Origin of the sequence: Streptomyces sp. NBC_01571 (assembly GCF_026339875.1) — a bacterium.
Classification (GTDB): domain Bacteria; phylum Actinomycetota; class Actinomycetes; order Streptomycetales; family Streptomycetaceae; genus Streptomyces.
This window is the reverse complement of the sequence record NZ_JAPEPZ010000002.1, coordinates 43,394-66,684: the sequence shown is the minus strand read 5'-3', so window position 1 is coordinate 66,684 and position 23,291 is coordinate 43,394. Positions and strand designations below refer to the sequence as shown.

General features: G+C 67.2%; 18 protein-coding genes and 3 pseudogenes. 11 read left to right on the top strand and 10 right to left on the bottom strand.

Annotated elements, in window-relative coordinates; translation table 11 throughout:
- Positions 1–74 precede the first annotated feature (74 nt).
- Entirely contained in the window at positions 75–1,124 is a 1,050-nt protein-coding gene (locus OHB41_RS43435) for a YihY/virulence factor BrkB family protein (protein WP_266706810.1), read from the bottom strand.
- Positions 1,125–1,284: 160 nt separating this feature from the next.
- Between OHB41_RS43435 and OHB41_RS43430 the strand changes: the two genes are divergently transcribed.
- A complete protein-coding gene (locus OHB41_RS43430; RefSeq protein WP_266706808.1) occupies positions 1,285–2,109 on the top strand; it encodes a DUF427 domain-containing protein in 825 nt (274 codons plus the stop codon).
- 48 nt (positions 2,110–2,157) lie between these two features.
- Here the strand turns inward: OHB41_RS43430 and OHB41_RS43425 are convergent, their stop codons facing one another.
- Complete coding sequence (locus OHB41_RS43425) at positions 2,158–3,765, bottom strand: sensor histidine kinase (RefSeq protein WP_266706806.1); 1,608 nt, start codon at positions 3,763–3,765, stop codon at positions 2,158–2,160.
- 112 nt (positions 3,766–3,877) lie between these two features.
- On the opposite strand from OHB41_RS43425, the gene OHB41_RS43420 reads away from it, so the two are divergent.
- Positions 3,878–4,654, top strand: a complete 777-nt coding sequence (locus tag OHB41_RS43420) for a response regulator (protein ID WP_266706804.1) — start codon at positions 3,878–3,880, stop codon at positions 4,652–4,654.
- A 361-nt stretch (positions 4,655–5,015) separates the two neighbouring features.
- On the opposite strand, the gene OHB41_RS43415 is transcribed toward OHB41_RS43420, so the two are convergent.
- Positions 5,016–6,239: a phospholipase D-like domain-containing protein gene (locus OHB41_RS43415; RefSeq protein WP_266706802.1), complete on the bottom strand. Its 1,224-nt coding sequence runs from the start codon at positions 6,237–6,239 to the stop codon at positions 5,016–5,018.
- A gap of 457 nt (positions 6,240–6,696) precedes the next feature.
- Between OHB41_RS43415 and OHB41_RS43410 the strand changes: the two genes are divergently transcribed.
- Both OHB41_RS43410 and OHB41_RS43405 read left to right on the top strand, forming a co-directional pair.
- The gene (locus tag OHB41_RS43410; protein WP_266706800.1) at positions 6,697–8,022 is read left to right on the top strand and encodes an epoxide hydrolase family protein; all 1,326 of its coding nucleotides are present in this window, start codon (positions 6,697–6,699) and stop codon (positions 8,020–8,022) included.
- Positions 8,023–8,134: 112 nt separating this feature from the next.
- Positions 8,135–8,872 (top strand): annotated as a pseudogene (locus tag OHB41_RS43405) (class I SAM-dependent methyltransferase); the annotation flags it as partial.
- A gap of 952 nt (positions 8,873–9,824) precedes the next feature.
- Here OHB41_RS43405 and OHB41_RS43400 read toward each other — a convergent pair.
- Entirely contained in the window at positions 9,825–10,100 is a 276-nt protein-coding gene (locus OHB41_RS43400) for a hypothetical protein (protein ID WP_266706798.1), read from the bottom strand.
- A 185-nt stretch (positions 10,101–10,285) separates the two neighbouring features.
- On the opposite strand from OHB41_RS43400, the gene OHB41_RS43395 reads away from it, so the two are divergent.
- Positions 10,286–10,867 (top strand): LOG family protein, encoded by a 582-nt coding sequence (locus OHB41_RS43395; RefSeq protein ID WP_266706796.1) that lies wholly within the window; start codon positions 10,286–10,288, stop codon positions 10,865–10,867.
- Positions 10,868–11,849: 982 nt separating this feature from the next.
- Here OHB41_RS43395 and OHB41_RS43390 read toward each other — a convergent pair.
- Together OHB41_RS43390 and OHB41_RS43385 are read right to left on the bottom strand one after the other, a co-directional pair.
- Positions 11,850–12,326 (bottom strand): annotated as a pseudogene (locus OHB41_RS43390) (transposase); the annotation flags it as partial.
- Positions 12,327–12,400: 74 nt separating this feature from the next.
- The gene (locus OHB41_RS43385; RefSeq protein ID WP_266706794.1) at positions 12,401–13,009 is read right to left on the bottom strand and encodes a TetR/AcrR family transcriptional regulator; all 609 of its coding nucleotides are present in this window, start codon (positions 13,007–13,009) and stop codon (positions 12,401–12,403) included.
- A gap of 107 nt (positions 13,010–13,116) precedes the next feature.
- On the opposite strand from OHB41_RS43385, the gene OHB41_RS43380 reads away from it, so the two are divergent.
- From OHB41_RS43380 to OHB41_RS43365, 3 genes are all read left to right on the top strand, one after another.
- Positions 13,117–14,127 (top strand): alcohol dehydrogenase catalytic domain-containing protein, encoded by a 1,011-nt coding sequence (locus OHB41_RS43380; protein ID WP_266706792.1) that lies wholly within the window; start codon positions 13,117–13,119, stop codon positions 14,125–14,127.
- A gap of 113 nt (positions 14,128–14,240) precedes the next feature.
- Entirely contained in the window at positions 14,241–15,329 is a 1,089-nt protein-coding gene (locus tag OHB41_RS43375; RefSeq protein ID WP_266706790.1) for an alkene reductase, read from the top strand.
- A 994-nt stretch (positions 15,330–16,323) separates the two neighbouring features.
- On the top strand, positions 16,324–17,190 hold the full coding sequence (locus tag OHB41_RS43365; protein ID WP_266706788.1) for an alpha/beta fold hydrolase: 867 nt from the start codon (positions 16,324–16,326) through the stop codon (positions 17,188–17,190).
- Positions 17,191–17,370: 180 nt separating this feature from the next.
- On the opposite strand, the gene OHB41_RS43360 is transcribed toward OHB41_RS43365, so the two are convergent.
- Positions 17,371–17,871: a winged helix-turn-helix transcriptional regulator gene (locus OHB41_RS43360; RefSeq protein WP_266706786.1), complete on the bottom strand. Its 501-nt coding sequence runs from the start codon at positions 17,869–17,871 to the stop codon at positions 17,371–17,373.
- A gap of 102 nt (positions 17,872–17,973) precedes the next feature.
- On the opposite strand from OHB41_RS43360, the gene OHB41_RS43355 reads away from it, so the two are divergent.
- Positions 17,974–19,071 carry a Glu/Leu/Phe/Val dehydrogenase dimerization domain-containing protein gene (locus OHB41_RS43355; protein ID WP_266706784.1) on the top strand — a complete coding sequence of 366 codons (1,098 nt, stop codon included), beginning with the start codon at positions 17,974–17,976 and terminating at the stop codon, positions 19,069–19,071.
- Positions 19,072–19,259: 188 nt separating this feature from the next.
- Here OHB41_RS43355 and OHB41_RS43350 read toward each other — a convergent pair whose 3' ends face one another.
- Entirely contained in the window at positions 19,260–19,505 is a 246-nt protein-coding gene (locus OHB41_RS43350) for a hypothetical protein (RefSeq protein WP_266706782.1), read from the bottom strand.
- A gap of 198 nt (positions 19,506–19,703) precedes the next feature.
- Here OHB41_RS43350 and OHB41_RS43345 point away from each other — a divergent pair, with 198 nt between their 5' ends.
- Both OHB41_RS43345 and OHB41_RS43340 read left to right on the top strand, forming a co-directional pair.
- Positions 19,704–20,117: a winged helix-turn-helix transcriptional regulator gene (locus OHB41_RS43345; RefSeq protein WP_266706780.1), complete on the top strand. Its 414-nt coding sequence runs from the start codon at positions 19,704–19,706 to the stop codon at positions 20,115–20,117.
- A 666-nt stretch (positions 20,118–20,783) separates the two neighbouring features.
- Entirely contained in the window at positions 20,784–21,683 is a 900-nt protein-coding gene (locus OHB41_RS43340; protein WP_266706778.1) for a YceI family protein, read from the top strand.
- A gap of 230 nt (positions 21,684–21,913) precedes the next feature.
- On the opposite strand, the pseudogene OHB41_RS43335 reads toward OHB41_RS43340, so the two are convergent.
- Positions 21,914–22,167, bottom strand: a pseudogene (locus OHB41_RS43335) (IS701 family transposase); the annotation flags it as partial.
- A gap of 362 nt (positions 22,168–22,529) precedes the next feature.
- Entirely contained in the window at positions 22,530–23,228 is a 699-nt protein-coding gene (locus tag OHB41_RS43330; RefSeq protein WP_266706776.1) for a TetR/AcrR family transcriptional regulator, read from the bottom strand.
- Positions 23,229–23,291: the final 63 nt, after the last annotated feature.

Genomic DNA, 23,291 nt, shown 5'->3' with positions numbered 1-23,291 from the left:
TGCTGTCGCCGCAGTGCCGGACGGTGCGGCGTGCGAGTCGCTGTGCCCGGCCCCGTATCGGCCGTGGGGCGCGGTCAGATGTCGCCGAGCCGACGGCGGTCCTCCTCGTCCCACGTGCGGGTGTCGCGCGGCTGGGTATAGGGCTCCGCCTCCGGCGGATGACCGCCGGCGATGGCCCGCTGGCGGATCGTCTCGGCGTCGAACTCCAGACCCAGCAGGATCGCCAGGTTGGTCATCCACAGCCACACCAGGAAGACGATGACCCCGGCCATCGTGCCGTAGGTCCTGTTGTAGGACGCGAAATTGGCTACATAGAACGCGAATCCGGTGGAGGCGATCATCCAGATCACGAGGGCGAGGAAGCTGCCCGGTGTGATCCAGCGGAACCCTTTCACCTTGGCGTTCGGGCTCGCCCAGTACAGGATCGCGATCATGACGGTGACCAGAACGACCAGCACGGGCCATTTCGCGACCGACCACACCGCCAGTCCCGTGTCTCCCACGCCCAGCGCGCTCCCGGCCTGCCGGGCCACGCCGCCGGAGAAGACCACGATGACCGAGCCGGCGACCGCGAGGATCATCAGCGCGACGGTCACACCGACGCGCACCGGCAGAATCTTCCACAGCGGACGACCCTCCGGCATGTCGTAGACGGCGTTCGCGGCGCGGATGAACGCCGCCACGTAGCCGGACGCAGACCACACCGCCAGTACGATGCCGACGATCGCCACGACCGAGCCCGCGCCGGAGCTGTTCTGCAGTTGGTCCACGGCCCGGGTGATGATGTCGTGGGCCGAGCCGGGGGTGAGCTGCCTGAGGTTGGTCAGCACCCTGTCCGCCGCCGACCTGCCGATGACGCCCAGCAGGGACACGAGCACCAGCAGCGCCGGGAACAGCGACAGCACCCCGTAGTACGTCAGCGCCGCCGCCCGGTCGGCCAGCTCGTCGTCCTTGAACTCGCGCAGGGCACCCTTCAGCGCCGCGCCCCACGCACGCTTCGGCAGCTTCGCCGGAGTGTCCGGTGCCGCTCGCTCCACCTCCGGTTCCGGGCCGACCTCCTCCGGCGGCAGTACCTCGTCCCTGCCGCGGTGATCTTTTCGCCCTGGAAGATGCAGCTTCGCCATGGCGGCCGGGTACCCCCTGAGCCGCCCGGGATGTGTTTGGCTCGATCAGGACCTCGAGAACACTCGGCGCAGGGTGGAGAGGCCAACCCCGACGGCTCGACGCCGGCGGGCGAGGACATGCCGAAGTCACCGCGGCGAGCAAGCTGAAGGAGAGCTGGTCATGATCACGTTTCCCACCGCCCCGGACGTCAGAACCACCCCCGAAGGCCTTCTGTGGGAGCCGAGCGCACGCTGGGTACGCGGCCGCAAGGGAAACATCCCCGTCGTCGACAGCAGGCACCCCGTCCTCGTGTGGGAACCACGGGTGCCGGTTCCGCTGTACGCCTTCCCGCGCGAGGAGGTCCGCGAGGACCTGCTGCGCCCCGCGAAGCACCCGCTGACCGGCACCCACACCGGATCGCGGATCTTCTACGACCTGGAGGTCGACGGCGAACTGCTGGAGAACGCGGCCTGGACGTTTCCGGCCGACGACCTGGCCGGACACATCGCCTTCGAGTGGTTCCGACGCGTCGGACGGGGCCTGGACCACTGGTACGAGGAGGAGGAAGAGATCTTCATCCACCCCCGCGACCCGCACAAACGGGTGGACGCCATCCCCAGCCGCCGCCACGTCCGGGTCGAGATCGACGGTACGGTCGTCGCCGACACCCACCACCCGGTCCTGCTCTTCGAGACCGGCCTGCCGACGCGGTACTACATGCCGCGCGAGGACGTCCGGATGGAACTGTTCGAACCGACCCGCCACAGCACCGGCTGCCCCTACAAGGGGACCGCCGCGTACTGGTCGTGGCGAGGAGAGGCCGGAGTTCCCGACACCCCGCCGAACATCGTCTGGAGCTACCCGGAGCCGCTGCCCGCGGTGGGCGCCGTCAAGGACCTCCTCGCCTTCTACAACGAGGCGGTGGACATCACCGTGGACGGCGACCGCCTTGAACGCCCGGTCACCCCGTTCACCAGGACACTCCCGGAGCGGTCGCCCGGATGACGCCACCAGTGGCGGTGATCACGGGCACCGCCCCGGCCAACGCCCCGGTCAAGCCGTCGGCTGCGCGCCGGAACGGGTCTCCTCCGCAGCGGTGGAGGGGAGGCCCGTCTCCACGGGTTCACCGGCCAGGGTGAACGTGATGCGGGTGCCCCCCGTGTACTCCGGGTCGACGAAGATGGTCCCGCCGTGGAATTCCACGATCTTCCTGCACATCGCGAGTCCGATGCCACTGCCGTGGTAGGCGTCCTTGGTGTGGAGCCGCTGGAAGATCACGAACACCTTCTCGGCGTACTCGGGGGCGATGCCGATTCCGTTGTCGGTGACCGCGAACCGCCACAGCGCACCGTCCCGCACGGCGGACACGTGGATCTTCGGTGCCTCCTGCGGGCGGCGGAACTTGACGGCGTTGCCGATCAGGTTCTGCCACAGCATGCCCATCTGGGTGGGGTCGGCGACCAGTGTCGGCAGCTCGTCCTGGGTGATCACCGCGCCCGCCTCCTCGATGCTGACGCTGAGCGCGGAAAGGCTCCGCTTCATCACCGAGTCGAGGTCCACGCTCTGGTGGGCGTGGTGGACGCGGCCGACGCGGGAGAAGTCGAGCAGGTCGTTGATGAGGGTCTGCATGCGATTCGCTCCGTCGACCGCGAAATCGATGTACTGGTCGGCCCGCTCGTCGAGCTGACCTCCGTAGCGCCGCTGCAGCAGCTGGGTGAAGCTGGAGACCTTGCGCAGTGGTTCCTGGAGGTCGTGGGAGGCCACGTAGGCGAACTGCTCCAGCTCGGCGTTGGACCGCTGGAGCTCCGTGGACTGCTCGTCGAGGCGCAGCCGTGCCTCCTCACTGAAGTCCAGTTCCCGCACGAGCCGTTGGCGCATGGAGTCGATCTCGCCGCTCAGCTGACGCAGGTCCGCGGGGCCGGTCGGCGTGATGGGATGAGCGAAGTCGCCGTCGGCGATGGCGCGGGCGTCCGCCCCGAGCCGCTCCAGCGGCGTGGTGATGCCACGCCGCAGTGCCTCGAAGACCACGCCCGCGAGGATGGCGATGACCACGGCGATCGCGCTGAACACCCAGTTCCGCACCCTCATCGTGGTGGCCAGGTCCGCGCGCGCCTGGGCCCGGGCGGCACGCAACCCGTCCTGCTGGGTGACCATGGCCGCGCGGAGCGTGTCGAAGACCGTCTTGCCTTCCGCGGCGCGTTCGGTGGTCAGCGGTGAGGGCGTCCCGGGCGGTGAGGCGGCGATCGGCCGGGCGATCCGTGACTGCCACTTCTCCACGGCGTCCTGTACGGCCTTCAGATCGCGAAGACCTGCCCGGTCGCCCCGGAGCAGCTCCGACAGCGACGCGATGTCCGTTTTCTGCTCGGCGAGCCCCTGCTGATAGGGCTTGAGGAAGTCCGGCGTCCCGGTGAGCCCATAGCCGCGGATGCCGGTCTCCTGGTTGAGCAGGGCCGATTCCAGGCGGATCGAGGTGGTCAGCGCGGGGGATTTCACGTCCACGAGGTTGTCGCTGATCGACGCCGTCCGCCCCAGGATCCACGCTCCGGTGACTCCGAGCACGGCCAGGACGGTCAAGGACACGGCCACCCCGACACGAAGCCATCGCCGGGTCGTCCACGTGGAAAGCTCCCGCGCACGCGGCGGTCTCTCGTCGCCGGTCATTCCCTGACTCCTCCGCTGTGACGGCCGCCTTCAAAGCGGCGCAGCGCACACTGTAGGGGGCGATCGACAACGGTTGTTGTCGCGGGGGCGGTCCGGGGCCTAATGTGCGGGTGTGCCTGGCAAGAACTTCGTCGTGCGGACCACTCCGCAGGAGACGGCCGCAGTCGCGGATGCGGCGGTCGATGATCTCGCGCGGCGCATCGCCCTTCAACTACTGGAAGACCCCCCACATCCCCCGTCAGCGGACGATCCGACGCGGGCCCTGACCCTGCTGCACGTACTGACCCACCTCCAGCGGGCCGCCGAGCGGCTCCAGCGGGACGCGGCCCTGGACGCCGCTCGGGCAGGGGCCGGATACCCGCAGATCGGCGAGGCATGCGACATGACTCGCCAAGGCGCCCGGCGTCGCTGGCCGGGACTCTTCCACCACTCCCACGAAGCCCCCACGGAGCATCCGATGATGACCACCCCTGCCCGCCCGTTCGACGTACTGCTCGTCGAGGACGACGTCGCCGACGCCATGCTCATCGAGGAAGCCCTCTCCGAGCGCGGGGCCCGCAACCTGGTCCAGGTCACCGACGGAGTCGCCGCGCTGGAACACCTGCGCACCCCGGGCAGCGTGCGTCCCGACCTCATCGTGCTCGACCTCAACATGCCCCGGATGAACGGCCGTGATCTGCTCCGGGTCCTGAAGGCCGACGAGGACCTGCAGACCATCCCCGTGGTCGTCCTCACCACGTCCGCCGCGCCGGACGACGTGGTCGGGGCCTACAACAGCCACGCCAACGCCTACGTGACCAAGCCCGTGAACCTGGCGGAATTCGAGCAGGCCGTCAGGAGCATCGACGCCTTCTACCTGGAGACCGCGACCCGACCGCCTCGCGCCTGAAGGCTGGACCTCGCGGTTCCCTCGCCGGGAAGCGGGAGTGATTCTGACGGCTCTCCGGTCCCAGGACGCTGAACCGTCCGGGCTAGGTCCCCGTCCCTCGGCGGTGTCACGGTGCCTTGTCGTGGCGGTACCCCACAGTCCCGCGACCGGCGGCCGTGGATCGTTGTCCGTGGATCACTGTCCGTGGCAGGGTCCGTCGGGTGCTGCCACGGGGTAAGGCGTACGGGGTACGAGGTGTACGGGGTTGCCCGGTCCGGCTGCCGGACCCGCCGCACGGATACGAGGTCCGGCCGCCGATCGCCGAGATCGGTGGCCGTCGGCCGGCGGTCGGCGGTGCGAGACCGGCGGCCGACGGCCGGAGCTACAGAAAGCGGCGGATGGGTACGACGGCAACCTCTCGTGCCCGCTGCGCCAAGGAGCGCCGCTTCCAGCGCCCCTCCTGAATCAACGTGGCAGCCTTGAGGTCCTCGTCGAAGTGGCTGTCGAGGATGGCGGTGAACTTCTGCTCCAGCACCGCGAGCATGATCTCCTCGTCGTGATCGAGTGATCGCCGGTTGAAGTTGGTGGAGCCGACCAGGGCGGCGACGCCGTCCACGGTGATGACCTTGGCGTGCATCATCGTCGGCTGGTACTGGTAGATCTTCACGCCGCAGGCGGTGAGGTCTTCGTAGTGGTGCTGGCCGGCCAACTGGCAGACCCGCTTGTCCGTGTGCGGGCCGGGCAGCAGGATCTCCACCTCGACGCCCCGGCGGGCGGTCGCACAGAGCAGCTCGACGAAGTACGCGTCCGGTGAGAAGTAGGCGGTGGCCAGTCGGAAGCGGTCCTCGGCCGACTCCAGCATCACCCGGATGAGGGTCTGCATGTCCTGCCAGCCGAAACTGGCCGAGCCGCGCACGACCTGCACCACCGCGTCGCCCTGCGGTCGGTGCGGGACGAACCGGTCACGATCGTCGAAGAGTTCGTCGTGGCACTCGGCCCAGTTCTGCGCGAACGCGGCGGCGACGCCGTCCACGGCCGGCCCGCGGACCTCGACATGAGTGTCGCGCCACTCGTGCTCGGTGCGCGCGTCGCCGCACCACTCCTCCGCGATGCCCACCCCGCCGGTGAAGGCCGTCTGCTCGTCCACGACGAGAACCTTGCGGTGGCAACGGTGATTCTGCTTCAACGGCGAAAGAGCCAACGGTCTGCGGAACCAGGCCACTTGTACGCCGGACCGCTCCATTTCCCGCAGTAGTTCCTTCTCGATCAGGCGGCTGCCGAACCCGTCCAGCAGCAGTCGCACCCGCACGCCCGCACGTGCCCGTTCCGCCAGTGCCCGCGCGAACTCGCGGGCTATGTCACCCGTCCAGTACACGAACGTCATCATGTCCACGGTGTGCTCCGCAGACCGGATGCCGGCCAGCATCGCCGGAAAGATCTCATCTCCGTTGCGCAGGACCGTGAGCGCGTTGCCCTCGGTCGCCGCGATGCCGATCAGGCGCTCCAAACGGCGCCGTATCCGCGAGGTACGTTCCTCGACCGTCGCGGAGGTCGACCGGTCGACGTCGGGAGAAGCCAACTCCGGCCGTTCCTGGGTACTGGTCACGTCCTCACGGAAGGGTGAGACCCGCATCCCGTACGCCGGCCCCCTCTGGTGCCGTCTGCGGACCACTCGGGAGTGGGCCCACTCCGGGGGCTCTGTCTGGCCGGACATCTGCATCGCCGAGTGCCTCTCCTGATCGTCCTCGACCGTCGAGGACCTCTCTCGAGGACCGACTGCCCGGTGATCGCATGTCGCACGCACCTTTCGGCCTCGAGTTGCACGCTCACAGAGGGACAAATATCGTTACGTACCGTGATGAGACCGTCGCGTGCGGACAACGTCACATGAGGCCGTCGCATGCAGACGTCTACCAGCTTGTTGCCGCCCGCCTCAGGCTCCGCCGGGGTGGAGGCCACCCGGGTCACAGGAATTCCGTGCCGGATTTCTGTTCCGCCGACCCGAAATATGACTGTCGAGGGTGCCCTCTCGGAAGCGCTGGAACGATCCAAGGAGATCCGCCATGTCCGAAAATCTCCGGCTGCAGTCCCGGCGTATGTTTCTCACCACCTCAGCCGCCGCGATGACGGCGGCGGCAACCGGTGTTTTCGGTCCGTACTCCGATGAGTACTCCGGGAAGCCCGTGGCGGTGAGCGAGAGGGAGAGCATCCGCCCCTTCCGCGTGAACATACCGGAGCAGGACCTTGTCGAGCTGCGCCGGCGCATCATCGCGACACGGTGGCCTGACCGGGAGACGGTCCACGATCAGTCCCAGGGCGTCCCGTTGGCGACCATGAAAGAACTCTCCCACTACTGGGGGACGAGCTACAACTGGCGGAAGATCGAGGAGAAGCTGAACTCCTTGCCGCAGTTCAAAACCGAGATCGACGGACTCGATATTCATTTCATCCATGTCCGCTCCCGCCATGCGAACGCCCTGCCGATGATTCTGACCCATGGCTGGCCGGGCTCGATCCTGGAATTCCTCAAGGTGATCGATCCGCTCAGCAAGCCCACGGCCCACGGGGGACGCGCGGAGGACGCCTTTCATCTCGTCATACCGTCCATGCCCGGGTACGGCTTCTCCGAGAGACCGACGACCACCGGCTGGGGCCCCGACCGTATCGCCCGTGCCTGGGCCGTGCTGATGGAGCGCCTCGGATACGGGCACTACGTCTCCCAGGGCGGCGACTGGGGAGCTGTGATCTCGGACAAGATGGCGGTACAGCGACCCGCGGGACTCCTTGGAATCCACGTCAACTTCCCGGCCACCGTCCCTGCCGATATCGCGAAGAAGCTCGCCTGCGGTGACCCTGTCCCGGCGGGACTGAACGCCGACGAGAAGGCCGCGTACGAAAAGCTCGCCACCTTCTACAAGTCGGGCTCGGGTTACTCCGCGATGATGGTCACCCGTCCCCAGACCGAAGGCTATGGACTGACGGACTCACCCGTCGGACTGGCCGCATGGATGTACGACAAGTTCGCCGCATGGACCTACAGCGACGGCGATCCCGAACGGGTGCTCACCAAGGACGAGATGCTCGACGACATCACGCTCTACTGGGTCACGAACACCGCCGTGTCATCCTCGCGTCTCTACTGGGAGAACAACGCCAACAACTTCAACGCCGTGTCGGTCTCCATCCCGGCCGCCATCACGGTGTTCCCCGGTGAGATCTACCAGGCGCCGCGGAGTTGGGCCTCACGCAGCTACCACAATCTCTTCTACTTCAACGAAGCCAGCAGGGGCGGCCACTTCGCGGCCTGGGAAGTTCCCGACATCTTCACCAATGAACTCAGGGCCGCGTTCGGGGTTCTGCGCGACTCTCGGGGAACCGCGGGCAAATAGCGTCGCTGTGGCGCGGGTGGGGTTGGTTAAACGCGGGGGACCCCTTGACGTCGTGCCGGGAAACGCCGTCAAAGTGCTGTGCCAGGTACTTCGGACCGCCGAGGATGGTCGAATGACGATCACTTCGCAGGCTCGTTCATTCAGCAAGGCCGCCGCCAGCTATGCCGCGAACCGCCCTTCGTATCCGCCCGCGCTGCTCGATGCGGTCGAGGAACTCGCCGCCCGTCCCTTAACGGGCGCCCGCGTTGCGGACATCGGCGCCGGCACGGGACTGGCGACCGCCCTCCTGCACGCCCGCGGTGCGCGCGTCGTCGCGGTCGAGCCAGGCCTCGGAATGGCCTCCCAATTCCGCCTCGGCCTGCCGGACGTCCCCGTCGTGCTCGGTGACGGCAACAACCTGCCACTGGCCTCCGAGTCCATCGACATCCTGACCTATGCCCAGGCGTGGCACTGGACCGACCCCCACAAGTCCGTCCCCGAAGCCCTCCGAGTACTGCACCCCCGCGGCGCACTTGCCCTCTGGTGGAACGACTCGGACAGCACCGTCGGCTGGATAGCCGACCAAGACGCCCGCTTGCGCCGTCTCTTCGGCGCCGAGGACAGCGCACCCGACCCCAGGGCCCGATTCCGCCACCTGCCGCTCGAACTCAGCTTCGTCACACGGCAGATGTCGTGGACAAGGAGCGTCCCACTCGAAAAGCATCTCGCGAATCTCGCCAGCTACTCCGACTTCCTCGTCCTCGGCAAGAACGCCGCCGAGACGTTCCTGGCCGCTGAGCGCGACCTCCTGACTCAAGCCTTCCCGGACGGGACGGTCGAGGAGCGCTATGTGGTCAGCTTGGCCGTTGCCACCCATGGACACGGCAGTAGGTCAGCGACGTGTCCGTCCATGCGAGAGGGTCCTGGCCCGTGTCGAAGCCCCGCTCCATTTGCCGTGCGGGGGCTCAGGTGGAGCGGACCCGGCCGACCATCTCGATGGGGAGATCGTGCAGGACCCAGGCCAGGCGGGTGACGTTCACCTCGGTCACGCACGCCTTGGCCGGAGGAGATGACCAGACGAGGGCCGCCGCCGCGTACGCCGAATGTCCAGGTGCGTGATCTGGTCTGACGGACTGTTGGCCCGCCCGCATCACTGGCGGCCGTTTCGGGATTCGGGTCGGACCTCAGGTATCGGCCCCCGACCTGGGCCTTGCGAAAGGGACGGCCGCCGCCGATGTCGTACTGCGGGGTGTCAAAGGTGACCCAGTACAGCAGTTCGCACCAAGATCTGACCACCGGTGAGGTGACTGCGGCTCGGAAGGTGGACGCGCGTACTTCACGGTGCTCTGGTGCTTTGAGTGAATCGAAGCCGGCCGTACCGCGATGTTGCGTGGCGGCTTGCAGGGCGGGGAGGCAGTCGGCTATCTCGAGGGGCTCATCGCGTGGCACGTAGCCGAATACGCCTGCGGTTTCGGTATTGCCCGCGGAAGGCTCGCTGAGGCATCTGGCGAGGAGACGGGCGACGGCGAGTCCGCCACTGGCTTCCGAAGACTGGTACTTGCGCTGAAAGCACGCGGGTTGGCCGATGCCTCCTTCGGTCCAGGAGGGTGTGCGGGAGCTGTGTGCCCCTGTGATTGCCATCGGTAGAGGTCGTCCTGATGCCAGCGGACCGGATCTCACAGCCCCTCCGGGGGCACCGTGCCATCGCTACGTCATCGCTCTGGCCCCCGGTGGGACTCGATCCCCTTGCTCAGAAACACAGAAAGCCCCGCATCCCGGACCGAAAGGTCAGGGAAGCGGGGGCTCCGTCTGATTGCTCCATCTCAACCGAGAAGGCTGGACGCGGCCGTCGGCTGTGAGTACTCGGCTTCCGCGAGGCCGTGGTGCAGGGCGTCGTACACGGAACAGGCCGTCTTCCCGATCCGGGCGGCGCTCTCGTGTCCCTCCTGTGCGTGCAGCCGGGCCCAGGGGTCGGGGAAGTCGCGGCCGGTGCCGTCGCCACCTGGTTCGGCGTCCATCAGGGTGGAGATGTGGGCCGGGTCCCTCGTGAGCCACGGGCGGATGTATTCGACCCTGGGGAGGTAGGGGTACACGGTCACGGTCGTGCCGGGAAACGTGCAGGGTGTTGCCCGTCTGCTGTCGCAGGCTGCTGGCGGTCGCGGTGGCGTGGTTGACGGATCCGTAGGGCCCACGGACTCTTCCTCGCAGGAAAGGCCTTGGGCAGCGCCGGAGTCCCTGTGGTAGACCGAAGGGTCTGCTGCCACAACCGTTTCCGGAGATCTTCATGCGCCGTCTCGCCGTCTTTCTCGCCGCGTCCAACGGACACGATCCGGCGCACGCCGCGCTGGCCGCCAGCGTTGGCGCAGAGCTGGCCCGGCAAGGAATCGGTCTCGTCTACGGCGGTGGCCGCCGGGGCCTGATGGGCGTGGTGGCGGACAGCGCGCTGAAGGCGGGTGGTGAGGTCATCGGTGTCATGCCGCGCAGCATGGTCGAACGGGAGTGGGCGCACGAAGGGGTGACGGAGCTGCTCATGTGCGACTCGATGCACGAGCGCAAGGCGCTCATGGCTGAGCGTGCCGACGCCTTTGTCGCCCTGCCCGGCGGCCTCGGCACCCTGGAAGAGATCTTCGAGGTGTGGTCCTGGCGTCAGCTCGGATTCCACGCCAAGCCCATCGGCTTCCTTGACGCCGGGGGCTTCTGGACGCCGCTGCTCGGCGCCCTGCGCGGCATCGCTGACTCTGGCTTCCTCCCCGCATCCACTCTCGACGACCTCGCCGTTGCCCCCGATCTGCCCGGTTTGCTGGAGGCGCTGCAGGAGCGGCTCCGCTGCATCCCGCAGCCCGCGCACGGAGAGAATCTGCGGTAACTGATCAGGTCTGCGGCGCGGCCGGCGAAAGCCGGAGACCCCGAACATGAGGCGTCACACTCTGTGACGCCCTCCTGCGCATCAGGTGGCGATGTGTAGTGGGCCGGCTGGGAGGCTGGCGTAGTCCGGTCAACGCCTTGGTGCTTGCCGCCTCGGCATCCGATGGCGATGTGGCGGGGGCCGGCGGGGAGGACGCCGTAGTCGGCGAGGTTACCCATGGCGTTGTTCACGAGTTTGGGTTCTTGCTCACTTTCCGTGGAGCATGCACGCTGAGTCACGGTTGTCGGGCGAGTGGGTCCTGGGAAAGTTGCCCGGAATTGGCTCGTACCAGGTTGGCGTGGCTGACGGTTCGACCCGTGGAAGAAGTGGTGCTCCGGCTGGAGGAATTGCTGTTCCCGTCGATCGCCGACGTGGCGGTGCTGTCCGTCACCGTGAACGACGAGGCGGTACGCATAGAGGCCTGAAGCACTGTGGCTGGGGGCCATCTGTCCCGGATGTGGGAACTGGTCACGGCGGATTCACAGCTCCGACCCGCGCGCGTCACTACGGGACCGTCGTGGTCGACGTCGAAAGCCGGCGTCCACTGGACCTGCTGTCCGACCGGGAGGCGTCCAGCCTCGCAGCTTGGCTCGCGAGACGGCCCGAGGTGGAGGTGGTCTGCCGCGATCGGGCACCGTTCTTCGCCGAAGGTGCCACGGCCGGGGCACCGCAGTCGGGTGCAGGTCGCGGACAGGTGGCATCTTTGGCACAACCTGAGCGAGGCCGCAGAGCGGTGCGTCGCGCACCACCGTGGATGCCTGCAGGTCCTGGCACCAGATCCAGCCCAGCCTGCCCCCGAACCGGAGAAGTTCGAAGACCCCTCCGGCTCGCCCTGGCCGAGGGGACACCGCTTCGCTGACCGCACCCGTGCCAACCATGCGACCGTCCACGAACTGCTGGCCGCCGGGCTCAGCCGGAGGGCGATCGGCCGCCAGCTCCGGATGACCTCCCGCACCGTCAACAGCCAGGACGTGGTCCGTGCGATGACCCATCGGCGGCGGCCCAAGCGTTCGCTGGACTCGATGCCCTTGCGGGCGATACGTACTCCGATCCGCTTGCCGCGATGCCATTTCCGCAGGTGGGGGGAGGTCGTAGGCCTTGTCGGCGTGGAGGCGTCGGGGTTTGAAGTGGCGGCCGCGGTAGGGGTCGTGTTTCGTTTGGTGACCCTCCACCATGGGCTTCAGGCCTTCGCTGTGGTGGACGTTGGCGGCCGAGATGCCGACGACCAGGGGCAGTCCGTTCGCGTCCGACAGGATGTGCATCTTGGAACCCGGCTTGCCGCGGTCCACGGGGCTCGGACCTGTGTGTTCGCCCCTTTTTTAGCGCGCGCGTGAGCGGAGTCGAGAACCACGCGCGAGACGTCGATGAGGCCGGCGTCGCCGAGTCGGTGCAGGACCGCTTCGTGCAGCCGGCCCCAGACGTCGGAAGTCGTCGTCGTCCTTGGCAGTCGACGTCCAGCCGTAGGCGTCCAGGAACCGGCGGCCTTGAGTCGTGTCAGTCGAGGGTGTGGCTGCGGCCGGTCTGCAGGATCTCGTCGGAGAGCTCGGGTTCGACGTGGTGTACGGCGCGGGCGAGCATCAGCGCGCCGACCATTTCGCTGAGCAGGCGGATGGCCTTGTGGCGGGCGTCGGCCGGGTCGAGTTCGTGGCCCTTCTCGTCGGCTTCGCGCAGGAACTCGGCGGCGAAGCGGTTGAGGTAGCCCTCGACGCCTTCGGCGTACGCGCTCTGCACGGCTTCGCCGTGCCGTCCGGCGTCGGTGACCAGGGAGGCGGAGGGACAGCCGCCGTCCGGGGCGTCACGGTGCGCGGTGGACAGGTACCCGGCCACGACCCGTTCCAGCGGAGAGCCGGCCTGGTCCGGACCGTCCTCGATCGTCCGGGCCAGGGCCTCGAGCGAGGCGGCGTAGGCGGCACCGCACACCTCCACGGCCAGGTCGTTCTTGGAGGCGAAGTGGTTGTAGAAGCCGCCGTGGGTGAGTCCGGCTTCCTTCATCAAATCGGCGATGCCAACCGTGTCGATGCCCTGCGAGCGGAACATGCGGCTCGCCGCTTCGAGGATGTTCTGCCGGTTGCGGGCCTTGTCCTGCTTGGTGATCCGCGGCATGGCCGTCCTCTCGTGTCGCTCTCGACTTGACATTTTTAATGATGCCTCTCATCATAGCAGAAATTGCAATGATGCCCATCATTAATAGTTCGTGGAAAGGGAGCGTCATGCGCGCCATCACCTACGGCCGGCACGGAGAAGCCGGGCAGGTACTGCGCCTGAGCGAGCAGCCGGCCCCTGCTGCGCCCGCGGCCGGGCAGGTGCGGGTGCGGGTGCTGTCCCGGCCGATCCACCCCGGCGACCTGGCGGGAGTGGAGGGCCCTGCGGGTGGGCCGCGGCAGCGGTTCGCCACGCCACGGATTCCCGGCGTGGAGGGAATGGGCGTCATCGAGACCGTCGGCGAGGGCGTGCAGGACCTGCGGCCCGGTCGGCGGGTGGCGTTCTTCCCGGTGCCGGGCGCGTGGAGCGAACTCGTCACGGCGCCGGCCGATCTTGTGGTGCCGGTGCCCGACGACCTCAGCGACGAGACCGCAGCTTTGATGCTGGTCAACCCGCTGACCCTGCTCTCCTTGCTGCGGGCGGTCGAGGACGCCCAGCACGGCCAGCCCGGTCCGGTGGTGCAGACGGCCGCCGGTTCGTCGGTGGGAAAGCTGGTCAGCGCCGCCGCACTCAAGCACGGCATCCCGCTGGTCAACCTGGTACGCAGCGCCACCGGGGCGCAGACCCTGCGGCAGCGCTTCCCCGGTCTGCCGACCATCTCGACGGACGACGCGGACTGGCGCACTCAGGTCCAGGACGCGACCGGCGGCCGGGGCGTCCAGGTCGTACTGGACGCGGTGGGCGGATCCCTGACCGGTGACCTGGCCGGACTGCTCGCCGACGGCGGCACGCTGATCACCTACGGAGGGCTCGGTTCCGGCAGCACGCCGCTGGAGTCGCTCGCGCTGACCCCGCGGGCCCTGACCGTGCGGGGCACGTCCGTCTTCCACTGGATGGCCGCCCGCACGCCTGAGGAACGGGCCGAGGACGTCGCCTTCGCCGCCCGTCTGGCCACGACCGCCCCGGAACTCTTCGAGGTCGCCGCCGGCTACGACCTCGCCGACTTCGCGAAGGCCATCGACCATGTCCGCCGCCCCGGCAAGAGCGGAACCGTCCTGCTCACCAGCCCCACACCCTGAACCCCACGAAGGGCCCGCTCTCCGGCCTCCACGCCCTCAGACAGGACTGAGCCGGGCCCTCGCCCATTTCTTCGCTCTCCTCCTCATCACCCCTCAGCACAAGGAAGTTGCTCATGACCACCACCCAGCCCCTGCTGCAGCCCGTCCGCCTCGGCGCCCTGGAGCTCGCCAACAGCGTCGTCATGGCCCCCATGACCCGCGCCCGCGCCCAGAACGCCGAGCTGGCCCCCACCGACCTGCACGCGACCTACTACGCGCAGCGCGCCGGCGCCGGCCTGATCGTCACCGAGGGAACCTGGGTCAACGCCGAGGGGGTCGGTTTCATCCACGTGCCCGGCATCTACACCGACACGCAGACCGCCGGCTGGGTGAAGGTCACCGAAGCCGTCCACGAGGCCGGCGGGCGGATCGTCTCCCAGCTCGGCCACCTCGGCGCGGCTTCCCACCCCGACCACCTCGGCGGCCGCCTGCCCGCCGGACCCTCGGCCATCAACCCCGGCGAGAAGTCCTTCACCCCCTCCGGCCCCAAGGACACCGTCACCCCGCGCGCCTACACCGCCGCCGAGATCGCCGCCACCATCGCCGACTACCGCCAAGCCGCCGAGAACGCCCGCCGCGCCGGCTTCGACGGCGTGGAAATCCACGCCCAGCAGTCCCAGCTGATCCCGCAGTTCCTCAACCCCCGTCTCAACCAGCGCACCGACGCCTACGGAGGCAGCAGCGAGAAGCGGGCCCAGTTCCTCCTCGACATCCTCGACGCCGTCAGCGACGTGTGGGGCAGCGACCGCGTCAGCGTGAAGATGTCCCCGACCTGGGACAACGGAGGCACGTTCACCGCGGACGAGGAGACACTCGCCGACTACGACCAGCTGTTCAAGAAGCTCAACGACAGCAACCTGGCCTACCTGCACCTCCTGGGCACACCCGGCACCATCGAGGAGCGCGTCGCCCTCTTCTCCCGCTACCGCGCCCACTACCAGGGCAACATCGTCGCCAACCTCGGCTTCACCCAGGCCCTCGGCAACGAGATCCTCGACCACGGAATCGTCAACGCGGTCTCCTTCGCCGAACCCTTCATCGCCAACCCCGACCTGGTCGAGCGCTTCACGCAGGGCCACCCGCTGGCCGACGGCAACAGGGACACCTACTACGCCGGTCAGGCCGAGGGCTACACCGACTACCCCGCCTTCACCGCCAACTGAGCAAAGAAGACGTCGGCGCTGCGTCGGGTGTGGGGCAGCGCCGACCAGCTCCCTGAACGCTACTGGTCGCGAACCACAGCAAAAGGGACAACGCCACAGGTCGGGTACCTGTAGCAGCGGGCCCAGTCCCGAGCCACGGAACTGGGCCCGTTCGCATTGGGCAGATCCACCCCTTCCCGGCACTTTCGCCGGCGCAACATGACGGAATCGGCCGCCCGGACGAGATCGCCGCCGTGGCGTCGTTCCCGGCCTCGGACTCCTCCAGCTTCGTCAACGGCGACGACTGGTTCGCCGACGGGGCCAGGCCCAGGCCTGACACCTCCGTCACCTCATCACTGACAGGAGGACACCCATGGGACAGCTCGAGAACAAGACCGCTGTCGTGACCGGCGCCAACAGCGGCAGGGCCGCCCGCCAGGGGATCTGACCGGCTCACCGTCAGCCGCGGCACCGGCGCCGACACAGACGCTGGTGACCGCGGCTCGTGCCGTGCGAACCGCCTCGGCGCCGCCGGTTGCAGTCGGCGATTCCCGCGACTGAGCGAATAGGCGCCAGGCGTCAGCCCACACGCAGTACCTCCACCGCGCGGACAATGCAGCACCGTCGAGCGGCGCATCAGCAAGTTCCAACAGCGCCGTGGCCCAGCCGGCCACCAGCTACGACTGGATCAGAGCTGTCTGCCACGTCTCGCTGAGAGTCGCCATCGGCTTCAGCGGGCCGGCAAGGTGATCCGGCACATCGGAGGGCTGGCCGCGGAAGCGGCAGACTCAGCCAGGCAGCGCCCTGTGCCGGCATGGCTGGGACGCAGGCGTCCTGCCCTCAGTGGCCCCTGCACCTGGTTGGGCTTAGCATTTTAGGTGAATAAGGGTGCGGCGCGTTCTGGTCCATTTGCAGACCAGGAAATCCATCAGAGTCTCCGGTGCCGCCGGTTATCGACGGCACCGAATGCCGCGAAACCCGCTTTGCCAACTCGGTGCGTCCTCGGAGGGCCAGCATGCTCCCTACCTACCACCGCACGTCAATCGTCCAGGGGCAACGAGTCTTCTACCGCGAGGCAGGTCCGGCGGAGGCGCCGGTCGTTCTGCTCCTCCACGGATTTCCTACCAGCTCCCACATGTTCCGGCACCTCATCCCGGCCCTCGCCGACCGCTACCACGTGATCGCGCCCGACCACATTGGGTTCGGTCAGTCCGCAATGCCGGAAGCCGACGAGTTCGAATACACCTTTGATAATCTCGCGGAAATTACCGGCGGATTGCTCGACAGCCTAGGCATCAGCCGTTTCTCAATTTACGTACATGATTACGGTGCCCCTATCGGATGGCGGCTTGCTCTCGATCCTTCGTACGACGTGACCGCGATCATCTCGCAGAGCGGCAACGCCTACATGGATGGATTCGTCCAGCCTTTCTGGGAGGACCTGTTCGCGTATGCCACGGCCCCGGGAGCAGATACCGAACCGGGAGCGCGGGCCAAGTTCAGCGCCGAGACAACCCGTTGGCAGTACGAGAACGGCGCCTCCGACAGGAGCCTCGTCAGCCCGGACACCTGGCTGCACGATCAGACTCTGCTGGACCGGCCCGGCAACGATGAGGTGCAGCTGGCGCTCTTCCGCGACTACCCGACCAACATCGACGGCTACCCTCAGCTCCAGGAATATTTCCGCACCCGTCAGGTCCCGCTGCTGGCGGTCTGGGGTGCGGGAGACGAGATCTTCGGACCGGACGGGGCCCGGGCTTTCACCCGCGATCTGCCGGACTCGGAAGTTCACTTGCTGCCGGCTGGGCACTTCGCCCTGGAGACGCACCTCGACGCCATCAGCGGCTACATTCGCGGGTTCCTCGGCCGCGTCCTGGACTGAGCTGCAGCCGGTCTTGACCGCACCCCATGCGTGAAGCCGTCCCAGTGCCCCGCGGCGCGCGAAGGCCGTCTGTGCGGCGGTCCAGAAGCTGAGCCGATCCGGCTACGAATGGACCGATCAACGTCGCCAGGGCGCTGCCGGGACGAATTGCGTACACGGGGCGAGGGGGCGTCGGAGGGATCAGTCTGCCGCCTCAGTCCGCGACAGTCCCGGGGCTGGAACGACCTCGAGTTCGCTGGGGGCGAGCGTGTGGCCGTCGGAGCAGGAGAGTTCCACGTGCACGGGAGCATCGCAGTCTCGGTGCCGCAAGCGAACCGGACCGCCTTCCGTTCCCTGGGTGGCGTGGCGGTCGCCCCACTCCATCAGCGCGAAGTAGGCGATCAGGAGCTCCTGGCCGGGTTCGGTCAGTTCGTAGCGGTCGCGTGTTCGCTGTCCGGGCGCCTGGTAGGGGGTCCGCCGCAGAAGTCCGACCTCGACGAGTTCTCGTAGACGCTTGGCCGTGGCGGGTGCGCTCAGCGGGGTGTGGCGGACGAAGTCGTTGAAGTAGGTCGTGCCGTAGAAGGCCTCGCGCAGCACGAACAGATTCGAGGGCGTCCCCAGTACTTCCAGAGCCCGAGCCGCTGAGCAGCGGTGTTCGCTCCAGCTGTCCCGGTCGGTCAGCGAGCCAGTGAGTGCCGACATCACACCATCCCGTCTAGCGAAGCAGCAGACTTATGCTAGCTTAAGCCAGATCTGACTTAGCTACTGTTAAGTCAGCCCGTACCTGAGCTGGAGGGACTGGCCATGCCGTCACGCACCCTGGAGACCACGCTTGACCATGAGGGGTTCCTGGTCCGGCAAGGACACCGCTCCGGCCTGCCAGTGATCATCGCCATTCACTCCACTCGCCTCGGCCCTGCCGTCGGTGGCATGCGGATCGCTCGATACGACTCCCCGGCCGACGCGCTGGTGGACTGTCTCCGACTGAGCCGCGGGATGACCTACAAGGCTGCCGCCGTCCGCAATGGCACGGGCGGAGGAAAGACTGTCGTCCCGCTCCTGCCCGGGGGCCCTCAGCGCCTGGACGGCCAACTGCGGGAAGCCCTGCTGCTCGATGTCGCCGAACTGGTCCACGATCTGAACGGCGCCTACTACGTGGCCCCCGATGTCGGCACCGGCTCCGCCGACATCCAGCTCATGCGCCGCCGCACCCCCTATGTGGGCGGCTATTCCGCCACAGCCGATGGCCTCGGGGCCACTACCTTCGGGACTGCCGCCGGCGTCGAGCATGCGATGAACGCAACCGCCGCGCATCTGTGGGGAACACCGCATCTGCGGGGACGTGACGTGGTGGTGATCGGATTCGGTGGCGTCGGGCATGAGCTCACCAAGCGCCTGCTCGCACAAGGCGCTCATGTGCGGGCGACCGACGTCGACGCCGGGCGGCGCTCGGCCGTCGAGGCGTCCGGAGCGCAGTGGGTAGAACTGGACGGCGCCCACACCCTTCAGACCGACATTCTGGCGCCCTGTGCCCTGGGCGGCGCTTTCACCTCCGAGCTCGTCGGCTCACTGCGCTGCCGGGCGATCGTCGGCTCGGCCAACAACCAGCTGGCCCACGACGCCGTGGCAGAGGACCTGGCCAAGGCACGGATCACCTGGGCACCGGACTTCGTGGCAAACGCCGGCGGGGTCATGTATGCGTCCGGCCTTGAGCTTCACCAACTGACGCCGGCTCAGTCCCTGCAGCGGCTCGCCTCCATCGAGGAAGCCACCGCACGGATACTGGAGGACAGTGCGAATGAGGCAACAACACCCCTGGCCGTCGCCTACCGTCTCGCCGAAGACGTCCTGACCGCCGCAGGAGCCCACCGACCGAACGGAAACACCCCCAGTACCACTTGATGCGATACCGAGGAACCCCCGCACGAAATCTCCACCCTCACCCGATGGCTCTGGTTGCGCTGCTCATTTCTCTAGTGATATCGGCATGTGGGATTCCCTCCACCAGTGTGGTTCAGGTGGGCGAACCTGCGACCGGGATAGATACGCGGAAGATTCGTGTCTACTTCTGGTCCGGCGGGAACCTGACATCACTGCCACGACTTGTCGATACCACAGGAAACGTACAGACCGCGGTCGAGTTGTTGTTCGCTGGGCCGACCGAGGACGAAGCGGCCCGGGTCTCCACAGAGCTTCCTCGACTGGCGGTCGATCCTCTGGTCTTGTCGAGCCATGGCGCCGTGACGATCGCCCTGCCTGAACTGTCCGTTCCTTTGAGTCACGCCGCCATGGACCAACTGGTAGGCACCGCTGCGCGCGCCGAGGAAGACATCCATGCACCCCGGACTCTCGAGCCCACGATGAACCACGGCCCAGGAGAAGTAAAGAAGCGGATAAGAGTCCATGTCACAGGCTCAGGTTGGAGTTTGACGCAGACAGCATGTCCGATGCGCTAGCGCAAAAGATCCTTCTCCGTGCACGATCGCTGGCTCGGCCACCTGATTTTCTCTCCACCAAAGGAATGTAGTACGCACATGTCAGCGCTGGGAGCACACGACGCAGGGCCGGGCCAGAAGGTCGACGACGGTATGGCCCGGGTCTTCCAGCTGTTCGGAAAGCGCTGGACGGGCCTGATCGTGGCCGTGCTGCTGCCGCATCCCGTCCGCTTCGCCGACCTGCGCCGGGCGATCCCCGGCATCAGCGAACGGATGCTCTCCGACCGCCTCACGGAACTCGGCGCCGCGGGACTCGTCGTGCGCGAGGTCGACGAAGGACCACCGCTGCGGGTCTCGTACGGTCTGACGGAGGCCGGCGCCGCGCTGGAGCCCGCGCTGAAGGAACTGGGCAACTGGGCGGAGAAGCATCTCCGAGCTCAAGAAGTGATCCGGGCTGGGCAATATGCTCCGGGGAGCCAGAAGAGCCTCTCGCTCGAAATCCCGCAGTGGTGAGCCAGACAAGGATCACCTCCTCGCTCGGCTCGCGGACACCGCCGACACTTCCAGCTTCGCCAACGGCGCCGACTGTTTCGCCGACGGCGGCCAGGTCTGACACCCACGTAGCGGACATCTGCGTACCCAGGCTCCCCGAAAAACTGTCACCTGCGGGGCTCGCCGCGAGGGGAGTGACAGCCTGCGCCCAGTTCGCCGCGAGTCGCAGGCGGGGTTCCATGAAATGCCATTCCGCTCAGTCATCGGGAAGTGTGTGAAGGGATTGTCGAGAGTTTCGGATGGCCTCACTCACTCCGACCCTCCAACTGAAAGGGCAAAACGGATTTAGTGCATTTACCGCCGTCCAGATTCGCCGGCGTTGGCAACCGCTGCCGCGGAGGACCTCGTCCGGAGAGCAGCTAACACGCACCCCCCCGCGCCGGGAGATGGGTCGCTGCGCGGAGCATTGGTCGGTTACGTCCATTCGGGCTGCGGTTCAGTAGGTGTGGGTGTAGGTGTCACGAACGTCAGGTTGCATGCAGGTTGCATGCATGAGCACCTCTCTCTGTCGACCCGTTTGCATCGAATGGCACCAAGTGATCGAATAATGTCTCAAACAGCGGCCCGTTCGACGACCAGTCGAACCGTTAGAGCCGCGAAGCTTCATTGCACAGGGGTACATACACCATGATCCGTCGTTTTCTTGGCCGCCCGATGACCGCGAACGGGCAAAACTCTATATCTGGACTTTCCGTGCCGTCCGGTGCAGGTCTTCTCGCGTGCCGCGTTCTCGATTCTGCGACCCAGCCGGTCAGGCACGCCGAATTCACTGTGAGCGACAGAAACGGTCATAAGATTGTGGGCGGGGAGACTGACCCCTTCGGCATGATCTTGGCGATGGTTCCCGTTGGGGAATACCGGCTCGCTGTCTCGTCAGAAAGTTTCAGCCCGTACCGGGGAAACGAGTCTGTCGTGGAAGAGGGAAAGTGCACCGGGGTGAAAGATATTCTGCTCCAGGCGGCACCGTTGACCCCTTTGCCAACCCCCGGCGAATGGGAAATCGAACGAGCTCATACCCGAATTTCCTTCGCAGCTCGGCACATCGGACTGGGCCGCGTCTTTGGCCATTTCGACAACTTCTCCGGGGCGATTCGGGTCGGAGAGTCGATGGAGGAGACGGCAATGCATGTCGTTATCGACGCCGCCTCGATCGACACCAATGTAAGGATGCGTGACGAGCATCTGCGGTCCGCGGATTTCCTCGACGTGGACCAGTACCCGACCATGGAGTTCTACAGCGACCGTTTCGTTCATCGCGGCGGAAACAACTGGGCGATCACCGGCGGACTCACGCTGCACGGAGTCACGCGCACGGTAACCCTCGACGCTACATACGGCGGTCTGCGCGTCGGTATGGAAGGTGAGACCCGTGCGGCAATCCGGGCCACCACCGAGCTGCACCGCGAGGACTACACCATCAACTGGCAGTCGATGCTGGCCCGCGGCATCGCAGTCGTAGGCTCCAACATCAATATTGAACTCCACGTCCAGATCGTCCCCAGGGGCACCGAGCTGGAATTCAAGTGACACCTCTTGCATGTAGTCGGCCCGCTGTTCGTCGATCGACCCGGCCGCAATGTATGCGGCTGGACGTTCTGCGCGGCGTACAAACGGTGCGCGGGACCGTATTGGCCGGTTCGAGCTGATGCCAATAGGGCTCCGTCAGGTCTTTCTTGATCTTGCTGTTGTGCGGACTGTGGTGGGGAGGGGTTGCCGGCAACTGGTGCAGGTCTCGGTCCCGGTCCCGCACCTCCGGGTGTCTTGGAGGGCGTCGAGGATCTGGTAAAGGGTGATGCTGGTTGCGGTGCTTTTGGGGCCAGGCGCTGTTCGGGGAGGAAGGCGTGCTGTTCCTGGCCGGGCTGGCACCACCACATCACCCTCGTGACCGCCGACGGCCTTCGAAGTGGTCAAGGCCCCAACCGTGCGTGAGCTCTCGGTGGTCGTGCTCGATGCGCCAGCGGACCTTGGCCAGGCGGACCAGATCGGCGGTCGAAGTGTCGGGCGGGAGGTCCTGGGGCGAGGGAATGCTCGAAGATCTTCTTGCCGTGGACCGGCTCGGAGTCCATGGGGCTCGCCGACGCATCCAGATCCGGCTCGGCGATTCGGCGGCGGCGTGGGCGGCGTACGTCCGCGGACTCCGCCAGATCGAACGGCGGCACCGAGCGGGCCGGTGCTGTGCGCCGCCTCGATCTTGTCCAGGAGTCGTAGGTACAGAGAACTCCGTCACCGCGTCCAGGACCACAGGGGCGACCGCCGACAGCGCCACCCGCGGTGAACGTGCCGGGTCCGGCGGGGGAGGTCGGCGATGTGGACGGGGTGCTTGCGGGAGACGGGCTCGCACCGCGAGGTGTGGGTGGCGTGTGACGGCACGGGTCAGGGCCGCTGCTCGCGGCAGTCCTCTTCGTTGCACTCGAGGGCGGTGAGGGTCTGGTCGGCCTGCTCGCTGGTCAGAGGAGGCTCTGGCAGTTCGTGGGCGCCCTGGGCGCGGAAGCCGTCGAGCATCAGGTAGAGGTGGCGGCGCCAGGCCCGGGGCGCGACGGTGCGGGTGGCCTGGATGATCCCGGCCTGGGACCAGATCACGAAGGCGATGTCCTGAGCGGTGACGTCGTCGCGCAGGGCGCCCTGTTCTTGGGCGCCGCGCATGATCTGGGTGCAGAGTTCCTTGGCGCGTTCGTGCATCTCGCGGCCGGCCGCGTGAAGGGGCAGTCGTGCCGAGACCAGGTCGTTGAAGGCGCGGTCGCAGGCCTGCAGCTGGCAGAGTTTCTCCATGTAGCGGCAGAACCCCTCCCAGGCGTCGTCCATGGCCGCGGCCTCTTCCGCGGTGGCGAGCAGTTCCGTGTACTTCGCGTTGAAAAGCGCCTCGACCAGGGCGAGGCGGGTGGGGAAGTGGCGGTAGAGCGTGCCGATCGCGACGCCGGCCTCGCGGGCGACGCCCTCCAGGGACGCCCCGAGGCCCTGCTCGGAGAAGGCCGTGCGGGCGGCGGCCACGATCGCGTCCCTGTTGCGCTGTGCGTCACGGCGCAGAGGTTTGGCCGGGGGCTCGCTCAGGGACGGGGCGTGGTGGTGGCTCATGGCTCGACTGTAACATGAGGACCCCCTCCAATTGGAGGGAACTCGTATTTCCGATCGCAATTT

What these genes read in the sequence shown, in the direction of transcription:
- OHB41_RS43435 (WP_266706810.1), bottom strand. Translation starts at nt 1,124, where the DNA reads ATGGCGAAGCTGCATCTTCCAGGGCGAAAAGATCACCGCGGCAGGGAC.
- OHB41_RS43430 (WP_266706808.1), top strand. Translation starts at nt 1,285, where the DNA reads ATGATCACGTTTCCCACCGCCCCGGACGTCAGAACCACCCCCGAAGGC.
- OHB41_RS43425 (WP_266706806.1), bottom strand. Translation starts at nt 3,765, where the DNA reads ATGACCGGCGACGAGAGACCGCCGCGTGCGCGGGAGCTTTCCACGTGG.
- OHB41_RS43410 (WP_266706800.1), top strand. Translation starts at nt 6,697, where the DNA reads ATGTCCGAAAATCTCCGGCTGCAGTCCCGGCGTATGTTTCTCACCACC.
- OHB41_RS43395 (WP_266706796.1), top strand. Translation starts at nt 10,286, where the DNA reads ATGCGCCGTCTCGCCGTCTTTCTCGCCGCGTCCAACGGACACGATCCG.
- OHB41_RS43385 (WP_266706794.1), bottom strand. Translation starts at nt 13,009, where the DNA reads ATGCCGCGGATCACCAAGCAGGACAAGGCCCGCAACCGGCAGAACATC.
- OHB41_RS43380 (WP_266706792.1), top strand. Translation starts at nt 13,117, where the DNA reads ATGCGCGCCATCACCTACGGCCGGCACGGAGAAGCCGGGCAGGTACTG.
- OHB41_RS43375 (WP_266706790.1), top strand. Translation starts at nt 14,241, where the DNA reads ATGACCACCACCCAGCCCCTGCTGCAGCCCGTCCGCCTCGGCGCCCTG.
- OHB41_RS43365 (WP_266706788.1), top strand. Translation starts at nt 16,324, where the DNA reads ATGCTCCCTACCTACCACCGCACGTCAATCGTCCAGGGGCAACGAGTC.
- OHB41_RS43360 (WP_266706786.1), bottom strand. Translation starts at nt 17,871, where the DNA reads ATGTCGGCACTCACTGGCTCGCTGACCGACCGGGACAGCTGGAGCGAA.
- OHB41_RS43355 (WP_266706784.1), top strand. Translation starts at nt 17,974, where the DNA reads ATGCCGTCACGCACCCTGGAGACCACGCTTGACCATGAGGGGTTCCTG.
- OHB41_RS43350 (WP_266706782.1), bottom strand. Translation starts at nt 19,505, where the DNA reads ATGGATGTCTTCCTCGGCGCGCGCAGCGGTGCCTACCAGTTGGTCCAT.
- OHB41_RS43345 (WP_266706780.1), top strand. Translation starts at nt 19,704, where the DNA reads ATGTCAGCGCTGGGAGCACACGACGCAGGGCCGGGCCAGAAGGTCGAC.
- OHB41_RS43340 (WP_266706778.1), top strand. Translation starts at nt 20,784, where the DNA reads ATGATCCGTCGTTTTCTTGGCCGCCCGATGACCGCGAACGGGCAAAAC.
- OHB41_RS43330 (WP_266706776.1), bottom strand. Translation starts at nt 23,228, where the DNA reads ATGAGCCACCACCACGCCCCGTCCCTGAGCGAGCCCCCGGCCAAACCT.